Here is a 24901-nt window from a genome sequence, read left to right as displayed (position 1 = left end):
AAATGGCTGATTACTATCCGCTGATCGCCCGCGCTATTGCCGCCCTGGACCCCAACGCTCCCGGCGAAAGCCGTCGCGCGCTCTATGAGCGGGCGCGCACGGCGCTGATCGCGCAGCTGCGCAGCGTGCAGCCGCCGCTCTCCGAATCCGAGATCACCCGCGAACGGCTGTCGCTGGAAGAGGCCGTCCGCAAGGTCGAATCGGAGGCCGCCCAGCGCGCCCGTGACGCCTCGCGCCCCGGCGGGGCGGGGCGCAGCGGCGGCAGTGGCGATGCCTTCCGCCGCGCCAGCACCCGTGCCACCGAGGCCGGCCCGCCCCCGTCCCAACCGCGTACCCGTCCGGCCCCGACCCCGCCGCGGGCCGACCGCCCGTCCTTCAATGTCGATGACCAGGGTGGCGACGCTCAGCGTCCGCCGCGCGCGCCGCGTTTCGACGCGCCGCGCCAGCCGGGTCCGCCCGCGCCGCCATCGATGCCGGAGCCGCCGGCGCCGCCGCCTGCCGGCCGCGATCGTGCGGGTGGGCGCCGTCCGCCTGATATCGGCCCCCCGCCGGCGCTGCCGCCGGCCCCGGGCGTGCGCGGCTTCCGCGACATCACGGCCGATGCCAACGATCTCGGCGGCGCTGCCGCGCAGGCCAACCGCGCCGCACGCCGCACCTACGCCAACGTGCCTTCACCCTCGCCGGAATTCGACCGGCTCGAGCCGAGCCTGGAGAACCGCGCCGGCGAGCAGGACGCGCCCTATTCCTACGACGAGTCGATCGAGGAGGCCGAGCGCTACACGCCGCAGCCGCCTTCGCCGCGTCCGCGCATCGCGCCCGACCGCGACGCCAAGAAAGCCAAGCGCCGCGGCTCCGCGTTCCCGTTCAAGAGCGCGATCGCCGTCGGCATCGTGCTGATCCTGGTCGGCGCCGGCATCCTCTGGGGCAAGCCGCTGCTCCAGACCGCCACCAACCTGTTCAAGTCCTCGCCGACCCAGGTGGTGGAGGCGCCGAAGGATCCGTCGCAGCCGCAGAGCAAGCCGAAGATCCCCGACCGCGTCGGCCAGCCCTCGGCGAGCGACCAGCCGGTCGCGCCGGTGGCGCAAAAGGTCGTGCTCTATGACGAGGATCCGTCCGACCCGAAGGGCAAGCAATATGTCGGCTCGGTGGTGTGGCGGCTCGAGCCGATCAAGGCGTCGGGCAACCAGAAGGCCGACGTCGCCGTGCGCGCCGAGATCGAGATCCCCGACCGCAAGTTCAAGATGACGATGTCGTTCCGCCGCAATACCGACTCCTCGCTGCCGGCGAGCCACACCGCGGAGCTGACCTTCATCCTGCCGCCGGATTTTCCGGGCGGCAGCGTCTCCAACGTGCCGGGCATCCTGATGAAGTCGAACGAGCAGGCGCGCGGCACGCCGCTCGCCGGCCTCGCGGTCAAGGTCACCGACGGCTTCTTCCTGGTCGGCCTCTCCAATGTCGACGCCGACCGCGCCCGCAACGTCCAGCTCCTGAAGGAGCGCTCCTGGTTCGACGTGCCGCTGGTCTACGCCAACCAGCGCCGCGCCATCATCGCGATCGAGAAGGGCGCCCCCGGCGAGCGCGCCTTCAACGACGCCTTCGCGCAGTGGGGCGATTGAGCTCTTCACCTCTCCCTGCGGGAGAGGTGAAGCAAGCCGTCTCGCGGTCAGCGGCCGCGGCCCAATCGAAATGAACCGTCTTACTGCGCCGCCGCTTCCCGCTTGCGGGCTGCCGCGGCGGCTGCGTGCTCGCGGTCCATCACGGCGCGGCAGCCGGGGCTGACATGCGCCTTGTTCCTGACCATGCAGGCGGTGATCCGCGGGATGTCAGGGATTTCACTGGAGCACAGCCGCATCGCATCGGCCGAGCACATCTGCTGCGCTTCTTGCGAGAAGGCGAGACTGGGTGATGTCTGGAGTGCGAAGATGGTGGCGAATGCGACGACAGAGGTGATGGTCTGATAGCGTGTCATGCAGGATGGTCCCCGAGTTCCGTGGGCTTGAGCCGCTTGGTTTTGGGGCGCCGCACGCGGCTTGACCTGCCGCATGTCACAGCCTTCACGCCGGGATCTTCATCCCGCATGTGGTCGCTCGATTACTTGATGTCGAATCGAAAGTGCTGCGCCGCCCGAGCGAAGTATGCGCCATTGTCACGGGCCTGCAATGGTCATCGCAAAGGAATTCGCAATTGTTGCGCGCACGTCACGCAGCAAGCGAGTTGGCGCGATCAGATCAGCCGGTCGGATGATGCGTTCGCTTGTTCCGCATCATCAGCACCGAGCGAAGCGGCATGTTCCTCGACCGCCGTGACGCCCTTCGCGGTGAGCTCGTACAGATCGCCGTCCTTCATCACATAGCCGGCGGCGATCAACTCGCCGATCTTGCCGTGGCGGTCGTCGGCGAAGGCAACGGACTGGCTGATGTCCCTGAGGATCGAGAGTTGTTCGTCGCGCAGCATGGTTTCACTCTCCGTTCACAGGGCTGTTGCCGATCCTCACATGCCGTGGCTGGCGAACACCTTGCTGCATGATCTCGACAGCTTGGCCCGGTTGGCCTGCAGGCAGCTCTGCACTGCGCTGTCATTGCCGAGTTCCTTGCGGCACAGCCGCGAGGCATCGCGCGAGCAGGCGTTCTGTTCCTGCGGCGTGCCCATGTGGCCTTGGGCGAAAGCGGGCGCGCCCGGCAGGCCGCTCAGGGCGGCCAGCGCGATCGTCGCCAGAAGAAATTTACGGGACATCGGCGGCTCCAGTCCGACAGGGATGATTCAGTCCTGTCTGAACTGTCGCCCTGCCAACTTGTTCCGCTCGAGGCGGCCGGCGCCCCGCTGTTCAAGGTTCCCGCCGCGCTGCTATAACGGGGCGAAGTGTGAGGGTGTTAGATGAAACGCTATCTGGTGTTTGCGCTGGTCGGACCGTTCGTCGGCGGGTTCCTGCTGCTGCTTACGACGACCTACCAGTCCGGCTATTGGACCCAGACCAGTCTTGGCGAGGTCGGCAAGCTGTTCGCGGTGTTCTTCAAGACCCTGCAATACAGCTATCTGTTCGGCTTCCTGCCTTCGCTGATGATCGGCGCGGTCGACGACATCCTGATCCATGTCCGCCGGATCGGCCCGGCCTTGCGGATGCTCCTCGTCGGCCTGTTCGCCTTCGTGCTGGCCTCGCTGACCTACAGCTCGCGCGGGCCGGATTCGGGCCTGGTGCAGTTCATCCTGTACGGCATGGTCGGCTTCGTGCCGTCGGTGATTTCCTCCTGGCTCGTGCATAGATATGTCGAGGAGCCGCAACCGGCGGCGGCGCCGACCTGAGCGCGCGACCTTCGGACGCGGCAGCAACCTCCGCCCCGCTGGCGCGTTCCACAGAGACCATGACCATGTCCGACGACGACATTCTCGCTCCGCGCAAGCCCCGTTCGGGGGAGCGTTCGCGCGACAATTTCCAAGACAGCTTCCAAGGGACCTTCAAAGGCACGGCGCGCGGGCCGATCATCGACCAGGACGGCCGCGAGATCCGCCCCGAGACGCTTGAGCAAGGGTTTCAGGAGTTTCGCTTCGAATTCGGGCAAGGCAGCCCGTTCGGCAATCTGACCCGCGAGCAGCGGATCGCCCGTATCGAGGCGATCGCAAAACTGCTCGACGTCGCCTTCATCCTGCCCGGCACCAACATCCGCTACGGCATCGACGGGCTGATCGGGCTGATCCCCGTGGTCGGCGACATCATCACCACCGCGATCTCGCTGTGGCTGGTGCGCGAGGCCAGGGCGCTGGGCGCGCCCTGGTACATCACCGCACGCATGCTCGGCAACGTCGCGGTCGATGGCGTGGTCGGCATGGTCCCGTTCGCGGGCGATGCATTCGACGTCATGTTCCGCGCCAACATGCGCAATGTGCGGCTCCTGCGCCGCTGGCTCGACAAGCAGCCGCGGATTTAAGAGCGCTCGCCGCGAGTCCATCTGGTCGACAATGCGTCGGATTTCTCTGCGTCGTCATTGCGAGCGCAGCGAAGCAATCCAGAGTCCCTCCGTGGAAAGATTCTGGATTGCTTCGCTGCGCTCGCAATGACGGGGGAGAGAGGCAGTCCCAAACGCAAAAAGCGCGACGGCCTTTCGGCCATCGCGCCTTCAGCGCACATCGGAGGTTTGCGAAAACTTACGCCGCGTCGGCGTCGGTCTCGGCGGCCGGGGCCGGCCTGGGGCGGCGCGGCAGCGGGAAGGCTTCGCTCTCATACAGCGAGCGGATGCCGTTCTGGTCGAAGCGCGCTTCCTCGACCTGGAGATAGGCGCCGTTCAGCGAATCCGTCGGCAACTGCTCCATCGCGAACTGCACGGCTTCGGCCGCGGTGCCGAACCGGCGATAGGTGAAGCCGGCGCGCTTCTTCTTGCGGATCGCAGCGGGGAAGAGTTCGGCGGAAGTGTTGAAGTTGAACGGACGCAGTGGACGCATGGTCAAAGACCTCGTGATCTCTCTGGGGCTTTAAGCGCGTGGGGTTTGGGAGGGCAGCGGCCGTGATCGAGCGGGCCCGCCGCACATGTCATTTTCGTCCCCTAATATAGGCCGTTTTGACAAAAATGCGACCCCTGCGATGCGAGATGATGAATCCATGCATGGCTGCCCCGCAGCCAAAAAAAGGAAAGCTATTTCAATAACTTAAATGGTTTACACTTTGCCGGCGAGCAGCAGCACGATCAGCACCACCAGAACGACCCCGCCGATGCCCATGCCGGAATGGCCGAGGCCATAGCCGTAGCCGCCGAACCGGCCGGACAGGCCGCCGACGAGATAGATGATCACGAGGATGATCAGGATGGTCCCAAGCGTCATGGCATCCTCCCTGGCGGCCGCCGAAATGCGATGATCGGCCGGGCCGCCAGAGGAGAAAAGCACATCGCGCGGCCGGGTTCCACGGGGGAACCCGGCCGCGCGCCGGGTTATTTGGGCTCGAGCTTCAGCGCCGCGGAATTGATGCAGTAGCGCAGGCCGGTCGGCCCGGGGCCGTCGGGGAAGACGTGGCCGAGATGGCCGCTGCACTTGGCGCAGAGCACTTCGGTGCGGATCATGCCGTGGCTCAGATCCCGCTCCTCGTCGATATGGCTCTCGACCGCGGGCTCGGTGAAGCTCGGCCAGCCGCAGCCGGAATCGAACTTGGCATCGGACTCGAACAGCACGTTGCCGCAGCCGGCGCAGACATAGGTGCCGGCGCGGTGGTCGTGCTCATATTCGCCGGAGAAGGGACGCTCGGTCGCCTTCTCGCGCAGCACCGCGTACTGCATCGGCGTCAACTCGCGCCGCCACTGCTCTTCGCTCTTGATGACCTTGTCGTCGATGGTTTTCGCCTTGGTGTCGGGCATGGGTCTCCCGTTTCTTCGGTGATCTTGCTTTCGGTGATCTCGCGATCAGTTGGTGGCCTTGCTGGCATTCACCAGCGTCGGCTTCTCGATGTAGTTATCCGCGAACAGCTTTTTCAGATTCTCGACCTTGGGCAGGTCGTTATAGGCGATGTAGGGCTGGTTCGGGTGCAGGGTCAGATAGTCCTGGTGGTAGGCCTCCGCCGGATAGAACGCCTCCAGCGCGCCGACCTTGGTCACGATCGGCTTGCCGAACACCTTGGCGCCGTTGAGCTGGGTGATATAGGCCTCCGCCACCTTCTTCTGCTCGTCGGAGGTGGTGAAGATCGCCGAGCGATATTGCGTGCCGATGTCGGGGCCCTGGCGGTTGAGCTGGGTCGGGTCGTGCACCACCGAGAAGTAGATCTGGAGAATCTTGCCGTAAGAGATCTTCTTCGGGTCGTACTTGATCTCGACCGATTCCGCGTGGCCGGTCCGGCCGCTCGAGACGGTCTGATAGTCGGCAGTCGCCTTGGTGCCGCCGGCATAGCCGGAGACCGCGTTGACGACGCCGGCGGTGTGCTGGAAGACGCCCTGCACGCCCCAGAAGCAGCCGCCGGCGACCACGGCGGTCTGGATGCCGCTTGCGGGCGCAGCGTCCACGGCGGGGGCGGGGATCACGACCGCGTCCTCGGCGGCCCGGGACGGCACGGCGAAGGCCAGTGTCGCGGCAGCGGTGGCGGCGAGCAGGGTCAGGAGGGCAGGACGACGCATGGCGGAGCCTCTTTGCGGAAGGTTGCGACAGTCTAGGTCGGTTGGCGCCGGGCGAACAGCCTGCCCGGCCGCATTTCAGTCACCGGAGATACGGGGACAGGGACCGATTGTTACGCCGATACGGACACGAGTCTGTGAAAGAAGCGGGTTGAGACAGCCGGCTTGGCAGGGTCGGGAACTCCGCGGTAGATGAACCCGCGCCATCGACGATAGACCTAGAAAAGTGGTGGCTGGAGCTGACCTGACAACATGCTGCGCGTCGTTTCCCTGACCCTCGTCACCCTGATCGCCAGTGTCGCGATCGCCGCGGCAGATCAAGTCAGCGACGATCTCGCCATCTGCCGCGACCGCCAGGCGGACATGCAGGCCCGCGCACCTGCCTGCGACAATCTGCTCAACGCCGATCGCCTGACCGGCAAGGACAAGGCCATCGCGCTGTCCGTGCGCGGCAACGCCCTGATCAACAAGCGCGACTACGTCCGCGCCATCGAGACCTTGTCCCTGGCTATCGACCTCGATCCGGACTACGCCATTGCGCTCAACCTGCGCGGCCTCGCCTATGAGCGCACGGGCCAGGACGACCTCGCGATGGCCGACTACAACCTCGCGCTCCAGAAACGGCCGACCTACGGTGTCCCCTACAACAATCGCGGCGTCATCCAGCTGCGCAGGGGCGCGCTGCAAAGCGCGCTCGACGATTTCAACCTGTCGATCAAATACACGCCGAAATTCCTGCTCGGCTGGACCAATCGTGCCCGCGTGCGGACGCTGATGAAGGATTTCAACGGCGCGATCGCCGACTTCGCGGAAGCCGAGAAGCTCGATCCGGCCGCGCCGCAGATCGCCAGCAACCGCTGCATCACCTGGGGCATGATGGGCAAGTACGAGCAGGCCTTCGCCGACTGCAACGGCCTGATCGAGCGACAGCCGAAGAACGTGTACGCCATCAACAATCGCGCCGATGTCAGCATGATGAAGGGCGACCTCGATACCGCGCTGAAGGATTACAACACGGCGATCCAGATCAACCCGAACAACGTCCGCGCCCATTCCGGCCGCGGCCAGATCTACGAGCGGAGGAAGGATCTCCCCCAGGCTAGAGCCGACTATCGTGCGGCGGCCTACTCGCTGACGAGGTTCGACGAGATCGACGTCGCGCGCGCCCGCGCCATTGCGCAGGAGCGGCTTGCCGCGCTGACGCCGCAAGCGCCGGCGGGCGCGCCCAACGGCCGCCGCGTCGCGCTGGTGATCGGCAACGGCGCCTACACGAACGTGCACGCTCTGCCCAATCCGTCGCGCGACTCGAAATTGATCGCAAGCGTGCTGCACGATGTCGGTTTCCAGACCGTGATATCGGTCAGCGACCTCACCCGCGACAAGTTCTTCGACGCGCTGAAGGCCTTCGCGGAGGAGGCGGAGAAGGCCGACTGGGCCGTGGTCTATTACGCCGGCCACGGCTTCGAGATCGGCGGGGTGAACTATCTCGTTCCCGTCGATGCCAAGCTCGCCGCCGACAGGGACGCCGAGACGCAGGCGGTCGCCCTGGAGCAGGTTATCGCCGCAGTCGGTGCCGCGCGAAAAATGCGTCTGGTGGTTCTCGATGCCTGCCGCGACAATCCGTTCGCGCCGACCATGCAGCGCACGTTGTCGCTGAAGCTGGTCGACAAGGGCTTTTCCAACATCGAGCCGGGCGCCGGCTTCATGGTGGTCTATGCCGCCAAGCACGGCGAGACCGCGATGGACGGCGACGGCAGCGCCAACAGCCCGTTCGCCACCGCGCTCGCCCGCGAGATCAAGGAGCTGAAGGTCGAGATCCGAAAGCTGTTCGACATCGTCCGCGACGACGTCTGGGCCGCGACCAAGCACGAGCAGCAGCCGTTCACCTATGGCTCGCCTCCGGGGCGGGAGGATTTTTATTTTGTCGCGGGGAAGTAGCTGTGTGTCGCGACCGCGCCGCCTCAAAACCGGTGTCGTCCCGGCGAAGGCCGGGACCCATAACCACAGGGAGGAGTGTGGGGCACAGCTCCCACTCCGAGCCTTCGCAAAACATCTCCCTGTGGGTATGGGTCCCGGATCTGCGCTTCGCTTGTCCGGGACGACGAGCGGAGGTTGACGCCGCGGCGTCGCCAAAGCATTGACGCTTAAACGACGATACTCAACCTTTTCGCCGCCCGCGTGATCCCCGTGTAAAGCCACCGCGCCCGCGAGTCTTGGAACGCAAAGCTCTCGTCGAACAGCACGACGTCGTCCCATTGCGAGCCCTGCGATTTGTGCACGGTCAGCACGTAGCCGTAGTCGAACTCGTCGTAAGGTTTGCGCTGCTCCCAGGCGATCTGCTCGATGCCGCCCTCGAAGCAGTCGGCGCGCACCGAGACCTTGGTCACCTTGTGCCCAAAATCCTCGTCCGGCGACAGCCGCATGGACAGAATGCGCGATTTCGAGCGCGAGGTGTTGCGCGACTTCACGCGCCACAGGCCGCCGTTGAACAGCCCCTTCTTGCGGTTGTTGCGCAGGCACACCAGCTTGTCGCCGGCGACGGGAAACTGGTCCTCGATGTTCTGGCGCTGGCGCACCCGCATGTTGTACGCGCGTCGCGTGTTGTTGCGCCCGACCAGGACCTGGTCGGCGCCCATGACGCGGTCAGGATCGAGCTCCTTGCGCGACACCACCTCGCTCTCGCCATAGCGGCCGATGTCGAGCTCGCGGCCCTCGCGGACGTCCATCGACATCCGCACGATCGGGTCGTCCTGGGCCTGGCGGTGCACCTCGGTGAGCATCGCGTCGGGCTCGGAATTGGTGAAGAAGCCGCCGCCCTGGATCGGCGGCAGCTGCGCGGGGTCGCCCAGCACCAGCAGCGGACAGTCGAACGACATCAGGTCGCGCCCGAGTTCGGCGTCGACCATGGAGCATTCGTCGATTACGATCAGCTTGGCTTTTGAGGCCGGCGCGTCGTCCCACAACTCGAAGCTCGGCTGCTCCTCGCCGGATTCGCGGGCGCGGTAGATCAGCGAATGGATGGTGGAGGCCTCGTCGCAGCCCTTGTTGCGCATGACGAGGGCCGCCTTGCCGGTGAAGGCGGCGAATTTCACCTCGCCGTCCACGCCCTCGGCGATGTGCCGCGCCAGCGTGGTCTTGCCGGTGCCGGCAAAGCCGAACAGGCGGAAGACGGGCGGCGTGCCGTTGCGGCCGGGTTTGGCTTTGAGCCAGTCGCCGACGGCTTTGAGCGCGGCATCCTGATGCGGGGTGAAAGTGGCCATGTCTGTCTTGAAAGGTGCGAAACGATGCGATTCGCCACCTCCAAAACTAACCATTCCCCCCAAGGGTTCAAGCCGGATGGCCGCCCCTACTGCCAGCCGGGAACGCCGCGCATGTCGGGCAGCTGGTGGGCGATGCCCTTGTGGCAGTCGATGCAGGTCTTTTCCTTGGTGAACAGGAAGCGCTGGTGCGCCACCGAGGCCCGCGGCGACTGTTTTGTGATGTCCATGGAATCGGCGCTGTGGCAGTTGCGGCATTCCAGGGAGTCGTTGGCCTTGAAGCGCGCCCATTCATGTGCGGCGAGCTCGAGCCGGTGGTCCAGGAATTTCTCGCGCGTGTCGATCGTGCCAAAGATCTTGCCCCAGACCTCCTTGGAGGCCTGCATCTTGCGCGCGATCTTGTCGGTCCAGTTGTGCGGCACGTGGCAGTCCGGACAGGTCGCGCGTACGCCGGAGCGGTTGGTGAAGTGGATGGTCGACTTCAGCTCGGCGAAGACGTTGTCCTTCATCTCGTGGCAGCCGGTGCAGAACTTCTCGGTGTTGGTGATTTCCAGCGCGGTGTTGAAGCCGCCCCAGAAGATCACGCCGGCCACGAAGCCCGCGAGCACCAGCGTGCCGAGCGCGAACACCGAGCTCGGCCGGGTCAGCACGCCCCAGAGCTCGAGTGCAAAATCCCAGCTTCGCGCGATGAAGCCGCGCTTGGATTCCAGCTTCTCCTTTGGCTCGTCAGCAGTCGTCGTCATCGCCGGCCACCGGGGCTCGTGCGCGACAGCAGCGTGTCGATGTCGGTAAAATCGTTGCTGACGGGCGGATTGGCCGTGTTCTGCGGCACGTGGCATTCGGTGCAGAAGAAGCGGCGCGGCGAGATCGAGGCCAGGAACTGGCCGTCGCGGTCCATGAAATGCGTGATCGACACCATCGGCGCCTGCGATTCCGCGGTCCGCGCCCGCGCGTGGCAGGACAGGCATTTGTTGCCGTTGAGGTCGATCTGGTAGCCGTCGATCGTGTGCGGGATGACGGGCGGCTGCTCCGGATAGTTGCGCACCTCCTTCTCGGACGTGTTGCGGTTGGGCAGCATCGGCGGCGCCGGGCCCTCGTCGTTGAGCGGCGCCGCGCCGCGCAGGCCCGAGGTCACCGTCTGCGCGGTCAGGGAGCTCGCGCCGGCGGCAATCGCGATCGCGAGCACGGCGATACCAAATCGTTTCATCATGACAGGCTCACCCGCTCGATGCGCACGGCGCATTTCTTGAAATCGGTCTGCAGCGAGATCGGATCGGTGGCGTCCAGCGTCACCTTGTTGATCAGCTTGGATTCGTCGAACCACGGCACGAACACGAGACCGCGCGGCGGCCGGTCGCGGCCGCGCGTCTCGACGCGGGCGCGGATGAAGCCGCGGCGCGAGACCACCTTCACCTCATCGCCGCGCCGCAGCTTCATGTCCTGCGCGTCGTCCGGATGCATGAAGCAGACGGCCTCGGGGAACGCCTTGTACAGCTCGGGCACGCGGCGGGTCATGGTGCCGGAATGCCAGTGCTCCAGCACGCGGCCGGTCGAGAGCCAGTAGGGATATTCGTTGTCGGGCGATTCCGCCGCCGGCTCGAAGGGCAGCGCGAAGATGCGCGCCTTGCCGTCGGGATAGCCGTAGAACTGCACGCCGGTGCCCTGCTTGACGTAGGGGTCGCTGCCCTCGCGGAAGCGCCACTTCGTCTCCTGGCCGTTGACGACAGGCCAGCGCAGGCCGCGCTCCCTGTGATAGGTGTCGAACGGCGCGAGGTCGTGGCCATGGCCGCGGCCGAACTGGGCATATTCCTCGAACAGGCCCTTGTGGACGTAGAAGCCGAACGCCTTGGATTCGTCGTTGGCGTAGCCCGCCTCGATGTCGGTAACAGGGAATTTGTCGACCTGGCCGTTCCTGTAGAGCACGTCGAACAGCGTCTTGCCGCGATATTCCGGCTTCTTGGCGATCAGCTCCTCGGGCCAGACCTCCTCGATCTTGAAGCGCTTGGAGAACTCCATCAGCTGCCAGAGGTCCGACTTCGACTCGCCCGGCGCAGAGACGAGCTGGTGCCAGAACTGCGTGCGCCGCTCGGCATTGCCATAGGCGCCTTCCTTCTCGACCCACATCGCGGTCGGCAGGATCAGATCGGCCGCGAGCGCCGTCACCGACGGATAGGCATCCGACACCACGATGAAATTGTCGGGGTTGCGGAAGCCCGGATAGGTCTCCTCGTTGGCGTTGGGGCCGGCCTGGAGGTTGTTGTTGACCTGCACCCAATAGGCGTTGATCAGGCCGTCCTTCAGCATCCGGCTCTGCAGCACGGCGTGTGCGCCGTTCTTGTCGGGAATGGTGCCCTCGGGCAGCTGCCAGATGTGCTCGGCGTGGTCGCGATGCGCCTTGTTGGTCACGACCATGTCGGCGGGCAGGCGGTGCGAGAAGGTGCCGACCTCACGCGCGGTGCCGCAGGCCGAGGGCTGGCCGGTCAGCGAGAACGGGCTGTTGCCCGGCGAGGAGATCTTTCCGGTCAAAAGATGGATGTTGTAGACGAGGTTGTTGCACCAGACGCCGCGGGTGTGCTGGTTGAAGCCCATGGTCCAGAACGAGACCACCTTGGTCTTTGGATCGGCATAGAGCTCGGCCAGCGCCTCCAGGCGATTGAGCGGCACGCCGGACATCTCGGCCGCCTTCTCCAGCGTGTACTCCGAGACGAACTTGACGAATTCGTCGTAGCTCATGTCGGTGGAGTCGTTGGGTTTCGCCGCGCCCGTCGCCTTTTTCTGCAGCGGATGCTCCGGCCGCAGACCGTAACCGATATCGGTCTGGCCACGCCTGAACACGGTATGGGCGGCGACGAAGTCCTTGTTGACGCGGCCGGTCTTGATGATGTGGTTGGCGATGGCGTTGAGGATGTAGAGATCGGTCTGCGGCACGAACACCATGCCGATGTCGGCGAGGTCGAACGAGCGGTGCTCGAACGTCGAGAGCACGGCGACGCGGACATGCGGCGCGGACAGCCGGCGGTCGGTCAGGCGCGTCCACAGAATGGGGTGCATCTCCGCCATGTTGGAGCCCCACAGCACGAAGGCGTCGGTGGCCTCGATGTCGTCATAGCAGCCGGCCGGCTCGTCGATGCCGAAGGTGCGCATCATGCCGGCGACGGCCGAGGCCATGCAGTGCCGCGCATTGGGATCGATGTTGTTGGTGCGGAAGCCGGCCTTGAACAGTTTCGAGGCGGCATAGCCTTCCCAGATCGTCCACTGGCCGGAGCCGAACATGGCGACGCCGTTCGGCCCGCGCTTCCTGATCGCCTCCTTCCACTTCTGCTCCATGATGTCGAAGGCTTCGGTCCAGGACACGGGCGTGAAGTCGCCGTTCTTGTCGTATTTGCCGCCCGTCTTGCGCAGCATCGGCTGGGTCAGGCGGTCGTGGCCGTACATGATCTTGGAGAGGAAGTAGCCCTTGACGCAGTTCAGGCCGCGATTGACCTCGGCCTTGATGTCGCCGTGCGTGGCGACGACGCGGTTGTCCTTGGTCGCGACCATCACGGAGCAGCCGGTGCCGCAGAAGCGGCAGGCGGCCTTGTCCCATTTCAATTCGCTGACTTCGCGCTCGGCGGCGAGGTTGGCGGCGAGCGCCGGCGCCGGCAAGCCGGCGGCGGCCGCGGCGATCGCGGCGGCCTCGAGCTTCAGCATCTGGCGGCGGTCGAGCTTCGGCGATGTCATGATGGCTCTTCCTGACTCAGGCGGTTTCGATGGCGTGGAAGACCAGCGCCGCGGAATAGACGTGCTGCAGCGACTGGATGGTGTTGAGCATGGTGCCGAGGCTGCCGGCGTCGGGCGCTTCGGTGACCACGACGAGCTTTCCACGCGCGTCGCGCGCGTGGATTTCGCAGCCGGGCAGCGCCGCGATCTCGGCTTCGACCTCGGCGAGCCGCTCGGGGCGCGCCTGCACGATGATGCTGGCGATCTCGGCGCCCGGCGGCGGCACGATGCGGTCGGCGCTGAGCACGCGGCCGGTGATCAGTGCGCGGCGGTTGAGTTTGGTTGTGTTGAGCGTGGCTTGATTGACTGTGGCTCGGGCCATGATGCCTGTCTTTCGCTGTTCGAACGATCAATGCGCGGAGGTCGGCGGGCCGGGAGGGCCGGCAAACATCTGGTAGATCCAGACTCCGAGCCCGTAGGAGCCGACCGTTCCGACCGCGAGGACGGGCATCACGACCGCGGTCAGGAACAGGAACGCAAAAATCTCCATGCGCTTACGGCGCACGCGCGACGTCGTGTCGTGAGGGTCCGACATATTCGGTCTCTTCGGGATGGTATGGGGAATCGGGACGGCATCCGGGCCGTTGCCTTGCTGCACTTCTGATGCATTCGGGCCGTTGCAGCGTTGATCTGGATCAATCTCTCGACTTGCGCGGATGTTGCAGCGGCAGTGCCGAGGGCGGGCATGCGTGGCGATGCCATGCTCGGAATCATTCTCCCGCGGCTCACCACCAACCACCCGGCGCGCGTTGCCGAACGCGTCGCGGTGCTCGATCTGCTCAGTAACGGGCGCTGCGAGTTCGGCATGGGCAAGAGCGCGTCGATCACCAAGCTCGAGCTGTTCGGCCGCGAGGTGATGCCGGAGTTTCAGAACGACCCGGCGCAGGCGGCGTGGAAGCGGAGCGTGATGAGCGGCGAGATCAAGCTGGAAGAGATCGACACCGAGGCTTTTACGGATCGCTACGGCAAGCTCGCGATCAATGTTGCCCCGGTGAAAGCGGCGGCGGAATAGGCCGCTCGTCAGGTCATGCTGCTGACGCAATCTCTGTCTTAACCGGCGACAACTTAAAACACTGCGTGGGAACCGCTCTGGTTCGCACAACGGTTCCATAGCCAAGGGGTTGGCACGAACCCGTAAAAGTCCGGTGCAAGCTTCATGAACGCGTCCGCGTTCGCTTGCGCTGTTTGCGGGTGTCGGGAACCGGCGATCTAAAAAATCACAGGAGTAATGATGCTGTTCCGCTCGAGCGCCGCACTTTGCGGCGCCCTGGTTGCGCTTGCCGTTTCTGTCTCTGTTGTCCGAAGTGAAACGCGTGGAGTTCACTCAAGTGCCGTCGTCGATGCCGCCTCCGGGGATGCGGTCGTTGGCGCTGCATCCATGTACAATCCGTTCAAGCCCGGCAAGGAGGAGGGCGGTCCGAAGACAGCCTCCGGCGAGCGTTATGATCCCTCTGTCTGGTCAGCTGCCATCAAGACGAGCTTGCGTCGGAAATTCGGTGGGGTGCAATTTGGCGCGAGGCCGAAATTTGCCCTCGTCGAGGCCGTCGGCAAGAAGGTGATCGTCAAGATCAACGACGTGGGACCGCTCAGGCCCGGCCGCATCATCGACTTCAACGAGCGGACGATGCGCCATTTCGATCCAAGCCTGGAGCTCGGCGTCATTAAGGATGTGAAAGTCAGCCCGCTTGCAGGGGATGATTGGACATTGGGACCGGTGGGCTGAAAATCCCGCGCGAAAGAGGTCGTGTGCGTCTCGGATAAATTGTTTGCTCCGACAATCGCATCGCGGACTGACGCGCTTGCCTCTAGCTCCTGCCGTACTGGTCCTGATCGTAGGACTGCAGGATCCGGACAAAATCAGCCATGCTGGATCGATCCCGGTTTTCGGCAAAAGCCGCAAGCTCGGTATCGGATGTGGACTGGCTCCCTTGCCAAAACCGCATCAGGAGATCGGCGATGTTTCTCATGGCGTACTCTCTGCAGTTAGCCGTGGCAGTCCGCCTGGTCGAGAAAGACCGGCGGGCGTTACGCCGCCGACCCTGCTCCGCAACTGCCGGCTCGCGGGACCGGTTCCGTTGCTTTTCACTCCGGACTTATTGCTAGCATCAGGCAATCGGTTGGCGCCATTGCGCACGGGTATGAAGGGGACATACCTAGGTAGGCTCGGGCTGGTGAATCGAAATCAGTCGACCGGTATCGACGTCCGTTGATGCCTCGTAGCCGGCCTGGCTGGTGCTTCCTGTCGAAGATCGCTTATGACCCGACCGAGAGGTCGCCCGACGGGTTGGGCCTATTTTTCACTCGCCGCCCGAGCGCCGAATGGTAGTCTTCAGGATATTGGAGAATGCCTATTCCCAGGGGCGCACAATGGAACGGCGCGACTTCATCACGCTTCTCGGCGCAGCCGTGTTCGCATCGTCCACGATGGCACGCGCGCAACAATCGATGAAGGTCTATCGTATAGGCTTTCTTGGTTCGTCGGTGACGGCGCAAACGGAAGCCTTCTACGAGGCCCTTCTTGGTCGGCTGCGGGAGCTTGGCTATGCCGAAGGCCGGAATCTGATAGTCGAGCGCCGCTTCACAGAGGGGCGCAATGAGCGATACCATTCTCTGGCCACCGAGTTTGTGAACCTTAAGGTGAATCTCATCGTCGCGCCCGGTACAGTCGCCGCGCAGGCGGCCAAGGAAGCGACAAGCATTATTCCCATTGTGACGGTGGTGGTTGGCGATCCCGTCGGCTCCCGGCTCATTGCAAGTCTGGATCGACCAGGCGGGAACGTCACGGGCATGTCGTCCTCATCTTCTGACCTAACCGCCAAGGAGCTCCAACTGCTCAATGAGATCGTGCCACATCTGTCGCGCGTGGCAGTGCTCTTCAATCCAACAAGCAAGTTGCACGCGGTCTTGCTAAAGGAGCTGGAGGTGGCGGCAACGATCCTGCGGGTCCGCCTTCAGTCTTTCAGCGTCAGAGCCCCCGATGAGATCGAGAGTGCCTTCGAAAGGATGGCAAAGGACTCTGTTGAAGCGCTCATAATATTGGACGATCCGTTGATGGCTGTGCAAAGCAGAGGCATTGTCGAACTGGCAACGCTGCAACGACTACCAACGATCTCGACAGAGCGGTCGTATGCAGAGGCTGGGTCCCTCTTGTCGTACGGAGCAAGCTTTCCCGATCTGTTTCGACGCGCGGCGACCTACGTGGACAAAATACTGAGGGGCGCCAAGCCAGCAGATCTTCCAGTGGAGCAGCCGACGAAATTCGAGATGGTCATCAACCTCAAGACTGCGAAGACTCTGGGCCTTGTCATTCCATCGATCTTGCTCGCCCGCGCCGACGAGGTGATCGAGTAAGGCTGACCATGTCCGAGTTTGGCCCATGGCTGACCCCAGCTCAGCGCCGCGCAGCTCGTAGGATGGGTTGAGCTCTTGCGAAACCCATCGCCCTGCGGCGCAGATGCAATATCTCTTACTTCTCGTTAGCTCGAACCGATTTCGAGGATGATTTGATGGGTTTCGCAAGAGCTCAACCGATCCTACGAGCTCTGTCGCAGAATCGCTTGTGCCCCATGGCGGGCATTGAGACGCAACTTCGGACATCATTGTTTCTGTCCATCCTCAACTGGCTGTCTCGCCCAAAAGTGCTAGGCTTTGGACATGGACGGACGTTTCCTCCGTGCTTACGCTCGGGTTGGGAGCATCGGGGATTGGCGATGCGGCGGCGGGAGTTCATCACGCTTGTGAGCGGTGCGGCAGCGGCCTGGCCGCTCGCGGGGCAGGCGCAGCAGGCGCGGCGGCAACACCGCATTGCGTTGGTTCATTCGGGTATCCCTGCTGATCAGCTGACCGAGACTGCCGGCCCCTTCTGGGTGCGGCGGTTTTATCAAACGCTGCGTAGGCTCGGTTATGCCGAAGGAAGCAATATTGTCGTCCAGCGTTATTCAGCCGAGGGGCGCTCCCAACACTTTACTTCTCTCGCCGCTGCCGTCGTTGGCAGCGACCCGCAGGTGATCGTTGTAAATCTTAACGATCTGATCAACGCGTTCACCGCGGCCACCACAACGATACCGATTGTCGCGATCATGGGAGACCCGATCGCGACAGGATTGGTTGCAAACCTCGCGCATCCCGGAGGCAACCTGACGGGTGTCAGCGTCGATGCAGGCTACGAAATCGTCGCGAAGCGCCTGCAAATCCTGAAGGAGGCGATGCCCTCGGCCGCTAAGGTCGCTTACCTGGCATCGTCGCGTACCTTGATGGATACTCCCCTGGGATTGTCGCTTCAGAAGGCAGGGCAGGCCCTGGGCATCGTGCTGAGCTGGAATTTCCTTCCAGAGGTGAATGATGAGCAACTCCGACGTACCTTTGCCGAGTTGACGTCACAGCGGTTCGACGCTGCCATGGTTGACGCGAGCGGCAGCTTTTTGGCACGACGCGCCTCGATCACCGAGCTAGCCGCGAAACTTCATCTTCCGATAATCTATCCCTTCCGCGACTATGCGGATGCAGGTGGGCTGATCAGCTATGCGCCGGATCTCGGTGAGCTTGCCGAACGACTTGCCGTTGATGTCCACCAGATCCTCAACGGGACCAGGCCGGGCGACATCCCGATCTACCGGCCCAGCAAATTCCAACTGGTCATCAATCTGAAGGCCGCCAACGCGCTGAGCCTCAAAATACCTCCGATGCTGCTCGTCCGCGCCGACGAGGTCATCGAATGAGGAAGCCATTTTGCGGCCTTTGTCCGCCGACGCGAGCCTCTCCGCCTTCCGCCGAAATCACCTTGCTGCTATCCTTTCGCAAAACAACGGCTTGCGGAGGAAACAATGCGGTCTCGGGCGGTGTCCACAAATCCGTCGGTGGGTGATGTCACGTCCGCGGTGCTCGCCATTGGCCGCTCCGATTTCCCAAACGTCCTGATCGATACCCTGCGCCGGCAGGCGGACGTCGGCCATTGCATGGTGTTTTCGCTGAGCCGCGGCGGTGCCGCGCACTGCCTGCTCGATGCCGGCAATATCCCGATCGGCGGTGATCTCGGTGCGGCCTATGCCGGCCAGTTCCACGAATCCGATCCCAACCGCGATGCGCTGTTCGAAGGCGAGGGCGGCGCGCCGATCATGCTGCCGGCGTTCGCGCCGCGTATGTACGGCGCGCGCTACCGAAAAATCTTCTTCCAGGATTCCGGCATCGTCGACAAATGCGCCGCCGCGATCTGGACCGGCGACACCTGCTTCTACGTCAACTTCTATCGCATCGCCGCGCAGGGCCGCTTCAGCGCCGCACAGCGCGAGCGGCTCGAGGCCATCGCACCGGCGATCGCGGCAAGCGTCGCCCGCCATTTTCAGGAGAAGGCAACGTCCGATCAGTCTCTCGCCGCCTTGTTCGCCACCCGCCCGCCGCTCTCCGCGCTCACGCCGCGCGAGCAGGAGGTCTGCCGCCGCATCCTCGCAGGCTTCAGCTCCGAGGCGATCTCGCAAGGACTCGGCATCAGCCTGCATTCGACGCTGACCTATCGCAAGCGGGCCTATGAGCGGCTTGGCATCTCCTCGCAGAGCGAGCTGTTTGCGATCGTGCTGCGCCTGCTCACGTGCAGCCTGAACTAGGGTGCTGGCAGCCATGCAGCGCTCAATGGCGCCTCGCTATGCGGAAAGTCGCGACCGATAGGGCGCGGTCAGCAGCAGCATGAAAAGCGCTCTTTCAGCCTGGTACTTTGCGGCAGGTCGACTGGATTCCCGGCCCTGCATCACGACCGCACCTTGGACGGTGCACACGCTCCAGGTCCATTTCCTTCGCCTGCGCTGAGCCAGGGTCACCTCGAAAATCGGAAATTCCGGTCCCGCCATCCCCGCCGCTTCTCGCCAGACACCCAACCTTTGGCAGAGTTGAACCCGGAGGGCCGACCTGTGTCTTCACCCATTTGGGTGAAGAGGAGCCCTGCTCATAGCAAGGCAAGGCCGGTCTGGCTGGTTAAGTCTGGCTTCAATCCTTGAGGGGCAATTTGGGGATAGCACCGAAGAGCGCCGCCGCGCTCTTCTGGTTGCGTGTTCCCGTCTTGGCAAGGACTGCCTTGACCTGCGTGCGGATTGTTTCGCGGCTCAGCCCGTGATGCGCCGCGATGTCGCCGATCGTCTGTCCTTGCGCGATTCCGCGCGCCACGCGCGCCTCGCTGGGGGTGAGATCGAACAGGCCGCGAATGAGCGCCAAGCTCGGCGCCTGGGAGGCGGTGACTGGCGTCGCAATCAGGAGGCCAACCGCCCCATCGAACAGATCCCGTGCCTCACCCGGCATCGGAACGAGATGAAGGACCACCCGGTCAAGATCGCTTGTGCGACGCGCGGCGAAGGAGCACACGGCCTTGTCCGGCGAATCCAGTTGAGCCAGGCCGGCGCGCAGCAGAGTGTCGGCCGCGCGGTCCTTGATGACGATCCGGTCCTTCGGCAACCATTGCAGAACATCCGTCATGCCTTCGATCAAGGCGTTCGCTGCCAGAACCCGTCCGGAGCGCGTGATCGCGAGGGCCGGCAAGCCGACCAGCGACAACGCCTCGGTCGCCGCCCGCATCCGGGTGAGGCGCCAGCGCGTCGACAGCAGAGCTGCCCGAGCGAGATGGGGCCGAAAGCGGTCGAGAAAATCGAGGTCCTGCCGCGAAAAGGCGGGCCGGCCGGCCAGTCTTTCCATATGGAAGACGATGATCTCACCGGACGGACTGCGCACCGCCGTCGCGCAGGCATGCTCGAAGCCCCACTTCTTGTTCCATTCCACCCGATAGGGATCGCGGTCCCATTCTTCCGGCGAAAACGCCTCGTGCTCGCCGACGAAGCCGGGATGATCAAGCGCCAGGAGTCTCGGGGTCGTTTCCGTCCGGCTGGAGAGGTCGCTATGCAGGAACGCCGAGAAGGCCTCGCGGATCGACGGCGACGTCACGACACCATTCCAGACGCCAGACCACTGATCGGAGTCCGAGGTAATCATGACCATGCCATGCGCACCTGCGGCATGAGCGATGTCTTCCAGGACGTCCGGCCAGAGCTCGGGAGCAGTCGCAGCTTCATGGATGCGATCCACAATCTGCTCGAAATCGATGCCCGTCATTGCTGCGCTGGACCCATCAGATTCGACCGATCTTTCAGACGCGCGGCACGTTTCCGTTCGAGCCGTCGTGCTTCGCTCGTCCTAGGCCCTTGATACCAATCCCCTTCAGCGGAACTCAATTGCTACTTTTTCCCGGGCGGCCTTGGGTAAACGCATGGCAGGAATCATTTTGATATTTCAATTATTTAAGAGGTCTTAGGTTGTCCCGGCGGCGCCGCGATCTCAGGACCTGGAGGCCCGGGTGATCGCCGGGCTCCGGCCGGCCGTTGGCGGGGCGCCTTCTGTCCTGCTTGAAAAATGCCAGGGCGTGGACTCATTTAGCGCGCGACCAAATTCGGATTGATGCGAGTTTGACGAACGCCAGATAGTTGGCCGCGAGTTTGTCATATCGGGTCGCGACACGCCGACACTGCTTGATCTTGTTGAAGAAGCGCTCGACCAAGTTGCGCGCGCGATACAGATGCGCACTAAGGCAGATCGGGTCTTTGCGATTTCGTTTCGGTGGAATAGTCAACGAGTGACAGTGTATCGACGGGCGATTCAATGTCTCGCCCCAAGGTAGCGGTCTTGTCAGATTCGGCTCTGCATGTTGCGATGGAGTCACGCGGGCAAGGCGCTGCTTCCAGCGCCCGTCGTTGACCCGGCGAAGTCCGGTTTGCCATTGTGACAACCGTTAGAGGCCCGCGAACAACAAAGAGCACTGCAAGATATTTCCTCTTTGTCGCAGCGGCGGACGTTGCCACCGCAAATTTGTTCGGATCGGCGAGGGATAGCTAACCGGATTGCGCTGCTCTCCAGCGTCCTCTAGCTACCATTGATCTGGATCAAACACTCGACAGTCGCGCGATCCAGGGTAGAGTACTTTTTAGGAGCTCATCTCGGCTCCGGCATTTGCTTTGCGATAGCTATGAACGCGAGCTGGCAAGAGCACAGCCGCGAAATGTCCTCGAATTAGATCGAACCGTCGTCGAATTTAGATCAAGACACGGATGCCCCCTGCTTCAGTCAGGTGGCCACGCCTTACCGACACAGGAGAAGATTTCCGCCCGGCGCATCCATTCAGTTTCAGGAGTTAGCCATGAGCGTTTCGAATCTGCATTACCGATTCACCTCACGCGGTCTGCTCGCCGCTCTCTTGCTGATACCGCTGACAGCCGCCCACGCCCAACAAGTCACGGGCACGCCGGGCTCGCCGGGCGCTACCACCACGATCGACGGCAGGTACCTGCCGAATCCGCCGCAGCAGTTCAAGGGCGAGATCAGTCCCAATGCCGTGCAATCGAAGCCGTACTGGCCGGCGCGCATTGTGCCGCCGCAGGGCGCGCCGAACATTCTGTTGATCATGACCGATGACGTGGGCTTTGCGGCGCCTTCCACCTTCGGCGGCGTGATCCCGACGCCGGCGCTGGACCGCATCGCCCAAACGGGTCTGCGTTACACGGCGTTCCACACCGTCGCGCTGTGCTCGCCCACGCGCGCTGCGCTCCTCACCGGCCGCAACCATCATTCGGTAGGCACCGGCGTCGTGGTCGATCAGGCGACGGGTTATCCCGGCTACAACAGCATCATCCCGCGTGACGCCGTCGCCATCGGCGAGATCCTTCGCCATCATGGGTATGACACCTCCTGGTTCGGCAAGGACCACAATTTGCCGCAGTGGGAAGCGACCCAGGCCGGCCCCTTCCACAACTGGCCGACCGGGTCCATCAAGGGCTTCGACTACTTCTACGGCTTCCCGGGCGATGACACGAGCCAGTGGCAGCCGAACAATCTCTTCCGCAACACCACTCCGATCCAGCCCTTCCAGGGCAATCCCGGCTGGAATCTGATCACCGCCATGGCCGACGAGGCGATCGGGCGCATCAAGATGCTGAACGACGTCCAGCCCGACCGTCCCTTCATGATCTACTACGCGCCCGGCGGCACGCACTCGCCGCATCATCCGACACCGGAGTGGATCAAGAAGATCAGCGACATGCGCCTGTTCGACAAGGGTTGGAACGACCTGCGCGATCAGATCTTCGCCAACCAGAAACGGCTGGGTGTGATTCCGCAGAATGCGCAGCTAACGGCCTGGCCGGACAGCATCCCGAAGTGGGATACGCTTTCGCCCGAGGCCAAGAAGCTCTACATCCGGCAGGCTGACGTCTATGCCGCGTACCTGGCCTACACCGACCACGAGATCGGTCGCGTCATCCAGTCCATCGCTGATATTGGCAAGCTCGACAATACGCTCGTCATCTACGTCAGCGGCGACAACGGCGCGAGCCCCGAAGGCACGCCCCACGGCCTCTATAACGAGTTCGCGGTTGCCAATGCCGTGCACCCGACGGTCGAAATGAACATGAAGTTCTACGACGCCTGGGGCTCCGACCAGACTTACCCCCACTACGCGGTGGGCTGGGCGTGGGCCTGGGATACGCCTTTCAAATGGACCAAGCAGATCGCGTCGTATTTCGGCGGCACGCGTAATGGCATGGCCATGGCCTGGCCGGCGCGGATCAAGGACGCTGGCGGCATCCGTCACCAATTCCACCATGTGATCGACGTCGTGCCGACGATCCTCGAGGCGGTTGGCGCCCCCGAGCCTGTGACGGTCAACGGCATCGCCCAGAAGCCGATCGAAGGCGTGAGCATGGCCTACACCTGGGAAGGCGGCAGCGCACCCAGCCGGAGGACGACGCAGTACTTCGAAATGTTCGGCAAGCGGGCCGTCTATCAGGATGGCTGGATGGCCTCGACGCCTCCGTTGAATCCGCCTTGGCACCTCACCTTGGCGGAGCCGCCCTCGGACGTCATGAACGCCTACCGTTGGGAGCTCTACAACATCAACGAAGACTGGACGCAGTCAAACGACCTCGCCGCCAAGATGCCGGACAAGCTGCGTGACATGCAGCAATTGTTCACCATGGAAGCTGCGAAGTACCAGGTGTTCCCGCTCGACGACACGCGTCTGACCAGGTTCATCTCGCACAAGCCGACCTACGCTCCGGGCCGGACCCAGTTCACCTATTCGGGTGAGCTGAGCAACGTGCCGTTCCCGGAAACAGGCTCCGCGCCGAGCCTGCTGAACCGGTCGTACACGGTCACTGCCGAGGTCGACGTTCCCCAAGGCGGCGGCGAGGGCATGCTGATGACCGACGGCGGCCGGTTCGCCGGCTACGGCTTCTACCTGCTGAAGGGCCGGCCGGTGTTTACCTGGAATCTGGTCGCCCTGGAGCGCGTCAAGTGGCAGGACAAGGAGGCGCTCGCTCCGGGCAAGCACACGCTGGAATTCGACTGGAAATATGACGGACCGGGCCTGGGTAAGGGCGGCACCGGCACCTTGAAGGTGGACGGCAATGCGGTAGACAGCCATCCCATGCCGCGCAGTCTTCCCATCACCCTGATGTGGGATGAGACCTTCAACGTCGGCCTCGATACCGGCACGTCGGTTGACGACCAGGACTACCAGGTGCCGTTCCGCTTCACCGGCAAGCTCAACAAGCTGACGGTGAAGCTTGGGCCGAACGAGATGTCATCCGCAGACAAGGAGACCGTCGCGAAATCGGTGCGCGACAAGCAATAGGCATTGCGCGCCGAACGGAAACGTTCGGCGGCAAGACTTTATGGCGGCGCGACATAGGGCTTCACCGATAGGGGGCTGACGCATACACGCCTTGCCAAGGGCGGCAAACACGCGATGCAGCGGACTGACGGTGTTCCTCGCCGGGACCGCGTGGGACACGTCGCGCACGGCCTAGCTCGCCTGATAGAGATGACCGGACCTCGCCCGCGGCGGCAGCCAATTTCGTGTCTGCTCCGCCGAAAAGGGGTAGAGTGTCGCAGGGGTCACATCCGAGGAGCAACAACATGACCCTACTTCCTGAGCTGGTTCCCGCTAGGATCGACCGGCATGTCTTCGCGATCATGACCAACACGATGCCGCCCCGAGATCCTGATGACGACGAAGAGGATGAGGAGGACGAGGAGGACGAGCAAGACGATGAAGAAAACCAAACCGACGAACCGGCGGTCGTGCGCGAGCCGGACGAGGACTAAGCAGGACGCTTGGACATAGTCTGAGCTTCGGTGAGTGCGATCCCCAGCCTGCGTGCAGCGCGCTGATCCGCCCGGTGGCTTTCAAGGTCGGTCTGATTCCGAGAGCAGCGGGCAGACGTTGAATGGACCACGGTTCTCGGCGCAGCAACCTATCGGCGTTCGCGGGTAGAGGAGGTGAGCATGACTCTCATATGGCTTGGAGTGCTCCTTGTTTTCGGCGGCATATTCCAAATGGCGTATCAGCCCATTTGGCGAGGCCGATTCAGCGGTGGGAAGTGGCTTCGCTCCGGGCGTGATACGCTGGAGCCTGAAAGGCCCGGTAGCGGCTTCGGCGTCAAATCGAACTGGCCTGGACTTGTGATGGTCGCGCTTGGCGGCGCTTTCTTGCTGGCCGGAGCTGCCATCTGAGTTGAAACGAATGCCTCGGGCGTTGCCCGTGATCTGGCCGCCAATGTGCGAGCGCGATGTCTCTTTCTGACCTCTGTTGCGACCTACCGCAAGCGCGCCTATGAGCGGCTCTGCATTTCCTCGCAGCACGAGCTGTTTGCGATCGTGCTGCCGCTGCTTGCGGGGCCTAGCCGCCCGAACTAAGGGGTGCTCTCGGTCCGCGATACCTGCTTCCGAGAGCAAAGCGGACACGCAGTCCGCCCGCCAGGATCGTCGCCTTCT

26 protein-coding genes and 2 pseudogenes are annotated in these 24901 nt (G+C 63.6%); 12 read left to right on the top strand and 16 right to left on the bottom strand.

The window, feature by feature from the left end:
• The first annotated feature begins 2 nt into the window (after positions 1-2).
• Positions 3-1616 carry a hypothetical protein gene (locus JQ592_RS33005; protein ID WP_211406894.1) on the top strand — a complete coding sequence of 538 codons (1614 nt, stop codon included), beginning with the start codon at positions 3-5 and terminating at the stop codon, positions 1614-1616.
• Between the two features lie 80 nt (positions 1617-1696).
• Here the strand turns inward: JQ592_RS33005 and JQ592_RS33000 are convergent, their stop codons facing one another.
• The 3 genes from JQ592_RS33000 to JQ592_RS32990 form a co-directional block, all read right to left on the bottom strand.
• The gene (locus tag JQ592_RS33000) at positions 1697-1969 is read right to left on the bottom strand and encodes a hypothetical protein (protein WP_211406893.1); all 273 of its coding nucleotides are present in this window, start codon (positions 1967-1969) and stop codon (positions 1697-1699) included.
• A 254-nt stretch (positions 1970-2223) separates the two neighbouring features.
• On the bottom strand, positions 2224-2454 hold the full coding sequence (locus JQ592_RS32995; RefSeq protein ID WP_211406892.1) for a hypothetical protein: 231 nt from the start codon (positions 2452-2454) through the stop codon (positions 2224-2226).
• A gap of 36 nt (positions 2455-2490) precedes the next feature.
• Positions 2491-2733, bottom strand: coding sequence for a hypothetical protein (locus tag JQ592_RS32990; protein ID WP_211406891.1), 243 nt, complete (start codon positions 2731-2733; stop codon positions 2491-2493).
• Between the two features lie 141 nt (positions 2734-2874).
• Here JQ592_RS32990 and JQ592_RS32985 point away from each other — a divergent pair, with 141 nt between their 5' ends.
• Complete coding sequence (locus JQ592_RS32985; protein WP_211406890.1) at positions 2875-3300, top strand: DUF5413 family protein; 426 nt, start codon at positions 2875-2877, stop codon at positions 3298-3300.
• A 59-nt stretch (positions 3301-3359) separates the two neighbouring features.
• Positions 3360-3923, top strand: a complete 564-nt coding sequence (locus JQ592_RS32980; protein WP_211406889.1) for a DUF4112 domain-containing protein — start codon at positions 3360-3362, stop codon at positions 3921-3923.
• A 217-nt stretch (positions 3924-4140) separates the two neighbouring features.
• Here the strand turns inward: JQ592_RS32980 and JQ592_RS32975 are convergent, their stop codons facing one another.
• From JQ592_RS32975 to msrA, 4 genes are all read right to left on the bottom strand, one after another.
• The gene (locus JQ592_RS32975; protein WP_014492502.1) at positions 4141-4434 is read right to left on the bottom strand and encodes a hypothetical protein; all 294 of its coding nucleotides are present in this window, start codon (positions 4432-4434) and stop codon (positions 4141-4143) included.
• A gap of 213 nt (positions 4435-4647) precedes the next feature.
• On the bottom strand, positions 4648-4812 hold the full coding sequence (locus JQ592_RS32970; protein WP_211406888.1) for a DUF3309 family protein: 165 nt from the start codon (positions 4810-4812) through the stop codon (positions 4648-4650).
• 107 nt (positions 4813-4919) lie between these two features.
• Positions 4920-5339 carry a peptide-methionine (R)-S-oxide reductase MsrB gene (gene msrB, locus JQ592_RS32965; RefSeq protein WP_211406887.1) on the bottom strand — a complete coding sequence of 140 codons (420 nt, stop codon included), beginning with the start codon at positions 5337-5339 and terminating at the stop codon, positions 4920-4922.
• 45 nt (positions 5340-5384) lie between these two features.
• Complete coding sequence (msrA, locus tag JQ592_RS32960; RefSeq protein WP_211406886.1) at positions 5385-6089, bottom strand: peptide-methionine (S)-S-oxide reductase MsrA; 705 nt, start codon at positions 6087-6089, stop codon at positions 5385-5387.
• 249 nt (positions 6090-6338) lie between these two features.
• Here msrA and JQ592_RS32955 point away from each other — a divergent pair, with 249 nt between their 5' ends.
• Positions 6339-8024 carry a caspase family protein gene (locus JQ592_RS32955; RefSeq protein WP_211406885.1) on the top strand — a complete coding sequence of 562 codons (1686 nt, stop codon included), beginning with the start codon at positions 6339-6341 and terminating at the stop codon, positions 8022-8024.
• A gap of 206 nt (positions 8025-8230) precedes the next feature.
• Here JQ592_RS32955 and JQ592_RS32950 read toward each other — a convergent pair whose 3' ends face one another.
• The 6 genes from JQ592_RS32950 to napE form a co-directional block, all read right to left on the bottom strand.
• Positions 8231-9346 (bottom strand): ATP-dependent DNA helicase, encoded by a 1116-nt coding sequence (locus JQ592_RS32950; protein WP_211406884.1) that lies wholly within the window; start codon positions 9344-9346, stop codon positions 8231-8233.
• An 86-nt stretch (positions 9347-9432) separates the two neighbouring features.
• Positions 9433-10086 (bottom strand): NapC/NirT family cytochrome c, encoded by a 654-nt coding sequence (locus tag JQ592_RS32945; RefSeq protein ID WP_246820851.1) that lies wholly within the window; start codon positions 10084-10086, stop codon positions 9433-9435.
• Positions 10083-10553, bottom strand: a complete 471-nt coding sequence (locus JQ592_RS32940) for a nitrate reductase cytochrome c-type subunit (RefSeq protein ID WP_211406883.1) — start codon at positions 10551-10553, stop codon at positions 10083-10085. Before JQ592_RS32940 ends, JQ592_RS32945 begins: the two co-directional genes overlap by 4 nt.
• Positions 10550-13063: a nitrate reductase catalytic subunit NapA gene (gene napA / locus JQ592_RS32935; protein WP_211406882.1), complete on the bottom strand. Its 2514-nt coding sequence runs from the start codon at positions 13061-13063 to the stop codon at positions 10550-10552. The genes JQ592_RS32940 and napA overlap by 4 nt, the downstream gene beginning before the upstream one ends.
• Positions 13064-13079: 16 nt before the next feature.
• Entirely contained in the window at positions 13080-13424 is a 345-nt protein-coding gene (locus tag JQ592_RS32930; protein ID WP_211406881.1) for a chaperone NapD, read from the bottom strand.
• A gap of 27 nt (positions 13425-13451) precedes the next feature.
• A complete protein-coding gene (napE, locus tag JQ592_RS32925; RefSeq protein ID WP_211406880.1) occupies positions 13452-13637 on the bottom strand; it encodes a periplasmic nitrate reductase, NapE protein in 186 nt (61 codons plus the stop codon).
• 150 nt (positions 13638-13787) lie between these two features.
• Here napE and JQ592_RS32920 point away from each other — a divergent pair, with 150 nt between their 5' ends.
• Both JQ592_RS32920 and JQ592_RS32915 read left to right on the top strand, forming a co-directional pair.
• On the top strand, positions 13788-14114 hold the full coding sequence (locus JQ592_RS32920; protein ID WP_211406879.1) for an LLM class flavin-dependent oxidoreductase: 327 nt from the start codon (positions 13788-13790) through the stop codon (positions 14112-14114).
• 216 nt (positions 14115-14330) lie between these two features.
• Complete coding sequence (locus JQ592_RS32915) at positions 14331-14825, top strand: septal ring lytic transglycosylase RlpA family protein (RefSeq protein ID WP_211406878.1); 495 nt, start codon at positions 14331-14333, stop codon at positions 14823-14825.
• Between the two features lie 82 nt (positions 14826-14907).
• On the opposite strand, the gene JQ592_RS32910 is transcribed toward JQ592_RS32915, so the two are convergent.
• On the bottom strand, positions 14908-15069 hold the full coding sequence (locus JQ592_RS32910; protein WP_211406877.1) for a hypothetical protein: 162 nt from the start codon (positions 15067-15069) through the stop codon (positions 14908-14910).
• A gap of 400 nt (positions 15070-15469) precedes the next feature.
• Between JQ592_RS32910 and JQ592_RS32905 the strand changes: the two genes are divergently transcribed.
• From JQ592_RS32905 to JQ592_RS32895, 3 genes are all read left to right on the top strand, one after another.
• Positions 15470-16453 carry an ABC transporter substrate-binding protein gene (locus JQ592_RS32905; protein WP_211406876.1) on the top strand — a complete coding sequence of 328 codons (984 nt, stop codon included), beginning with the start codon at positions 15470-15472 and terminating at the stop codon, positions 16451-16453.
• A gap of 359 nt (positions 16454-16812) precedes the next feature.
• Positions 16813-17820 carry an ABC transporter substrate-binding protein gene (locus tag JQ592_RS32900; protein ID WP_246820867.1) on the top strand — a complete coding sequence of 336 codons (1008 nt, stop codon included), beginning with the start codon at positions 16813-16815 and terminating at the stop codon, positions 17818-17820.
• Between the two features lie 105 nt (positions 17821-17925).
• Positions 17926-18702 carry a helix-turn-helix transcriptional regulator gene (locus JQ592_RS32895; RefSeq protein WP_211406874.1) on the top strand — a complete coding sequence of 259 codons (777 nt, stop codon included), beginning with the start codon at positions 17926-17928 and terminating at the stop codon, positions 18700-18702.
• Between the two features lie 376 nt (positions 18703-19078).
• On the opposite strand, the gene JQ592_RS32890 is transcribed toward JQ592_RS32895, so the two are convergent.
• Positions 19079-20191, bottom strand: coding sequence for a helix-turn-helix transcriptional regulator (locus JQ592_RS32890; protein ID WP_211406873.1), 1113 nt, complete (start codon positions 20189-20191; stop codon positions 19079-19081).
• Positions 20192-20504: 313 nt separating this feature from the next.
• A pseudogene (locus JQ592_RS32885) lies at positions 20505-20699 on the bottom strand (transposase); the annotation flags it as partial.
• Between the two features lie 570 nt (positions 20700-21269).
• Here JQ592_RS32885 and JQ592_RS32880 point away from each other — a divergent pair.
• The 3 genes and pseudogenes from JQ592_RS32880 to JQ592_RS38445 form a co-directional block, all read left to right on the top strand.
• Entirely contained in the window at positions 21270-23759 is a 2490-nt protein-coding gene (locus JQ592_RS32880) for an arylsulfatase (RefSeq protein ID WP_246820847.1), read from the top strand.
• Positions 23760-24043: 284 nt separating this feature from the next.
• Entirely contained in the window at positions 24044-24232 is a 189-nt protein-coding gene (locus tag JQ592_RS32875) for a hypothetical protein (protein ID WP_211406872.1), read from the top strand.
• Positions 24233-24706: 474 nt separating this feature from the next.
• A pseudogene (locus JQ592_RS38445) lies at positions 24707-24823 on the top strand (LuxR family transcriptional regulator); the annotation flags it as partial.
• Positions 24824-24901: the final 78 nt, after the last annotated feature.

Source organism: Bradyrhizobium iriomotense, from assembly GCF_018129405.1.
GTDB classification, from domain to species: domain Bacteria; phylum Pseudomonadota; class Alphaproteobacteria; order Rhizobiales; family Xanthobacteraceae; genus Bradyrhizobium; species Bradyrhizobium iriomotense_B.
This window is presented reverse-complemented; position numbering and strand designations above follow the sequence as displayed.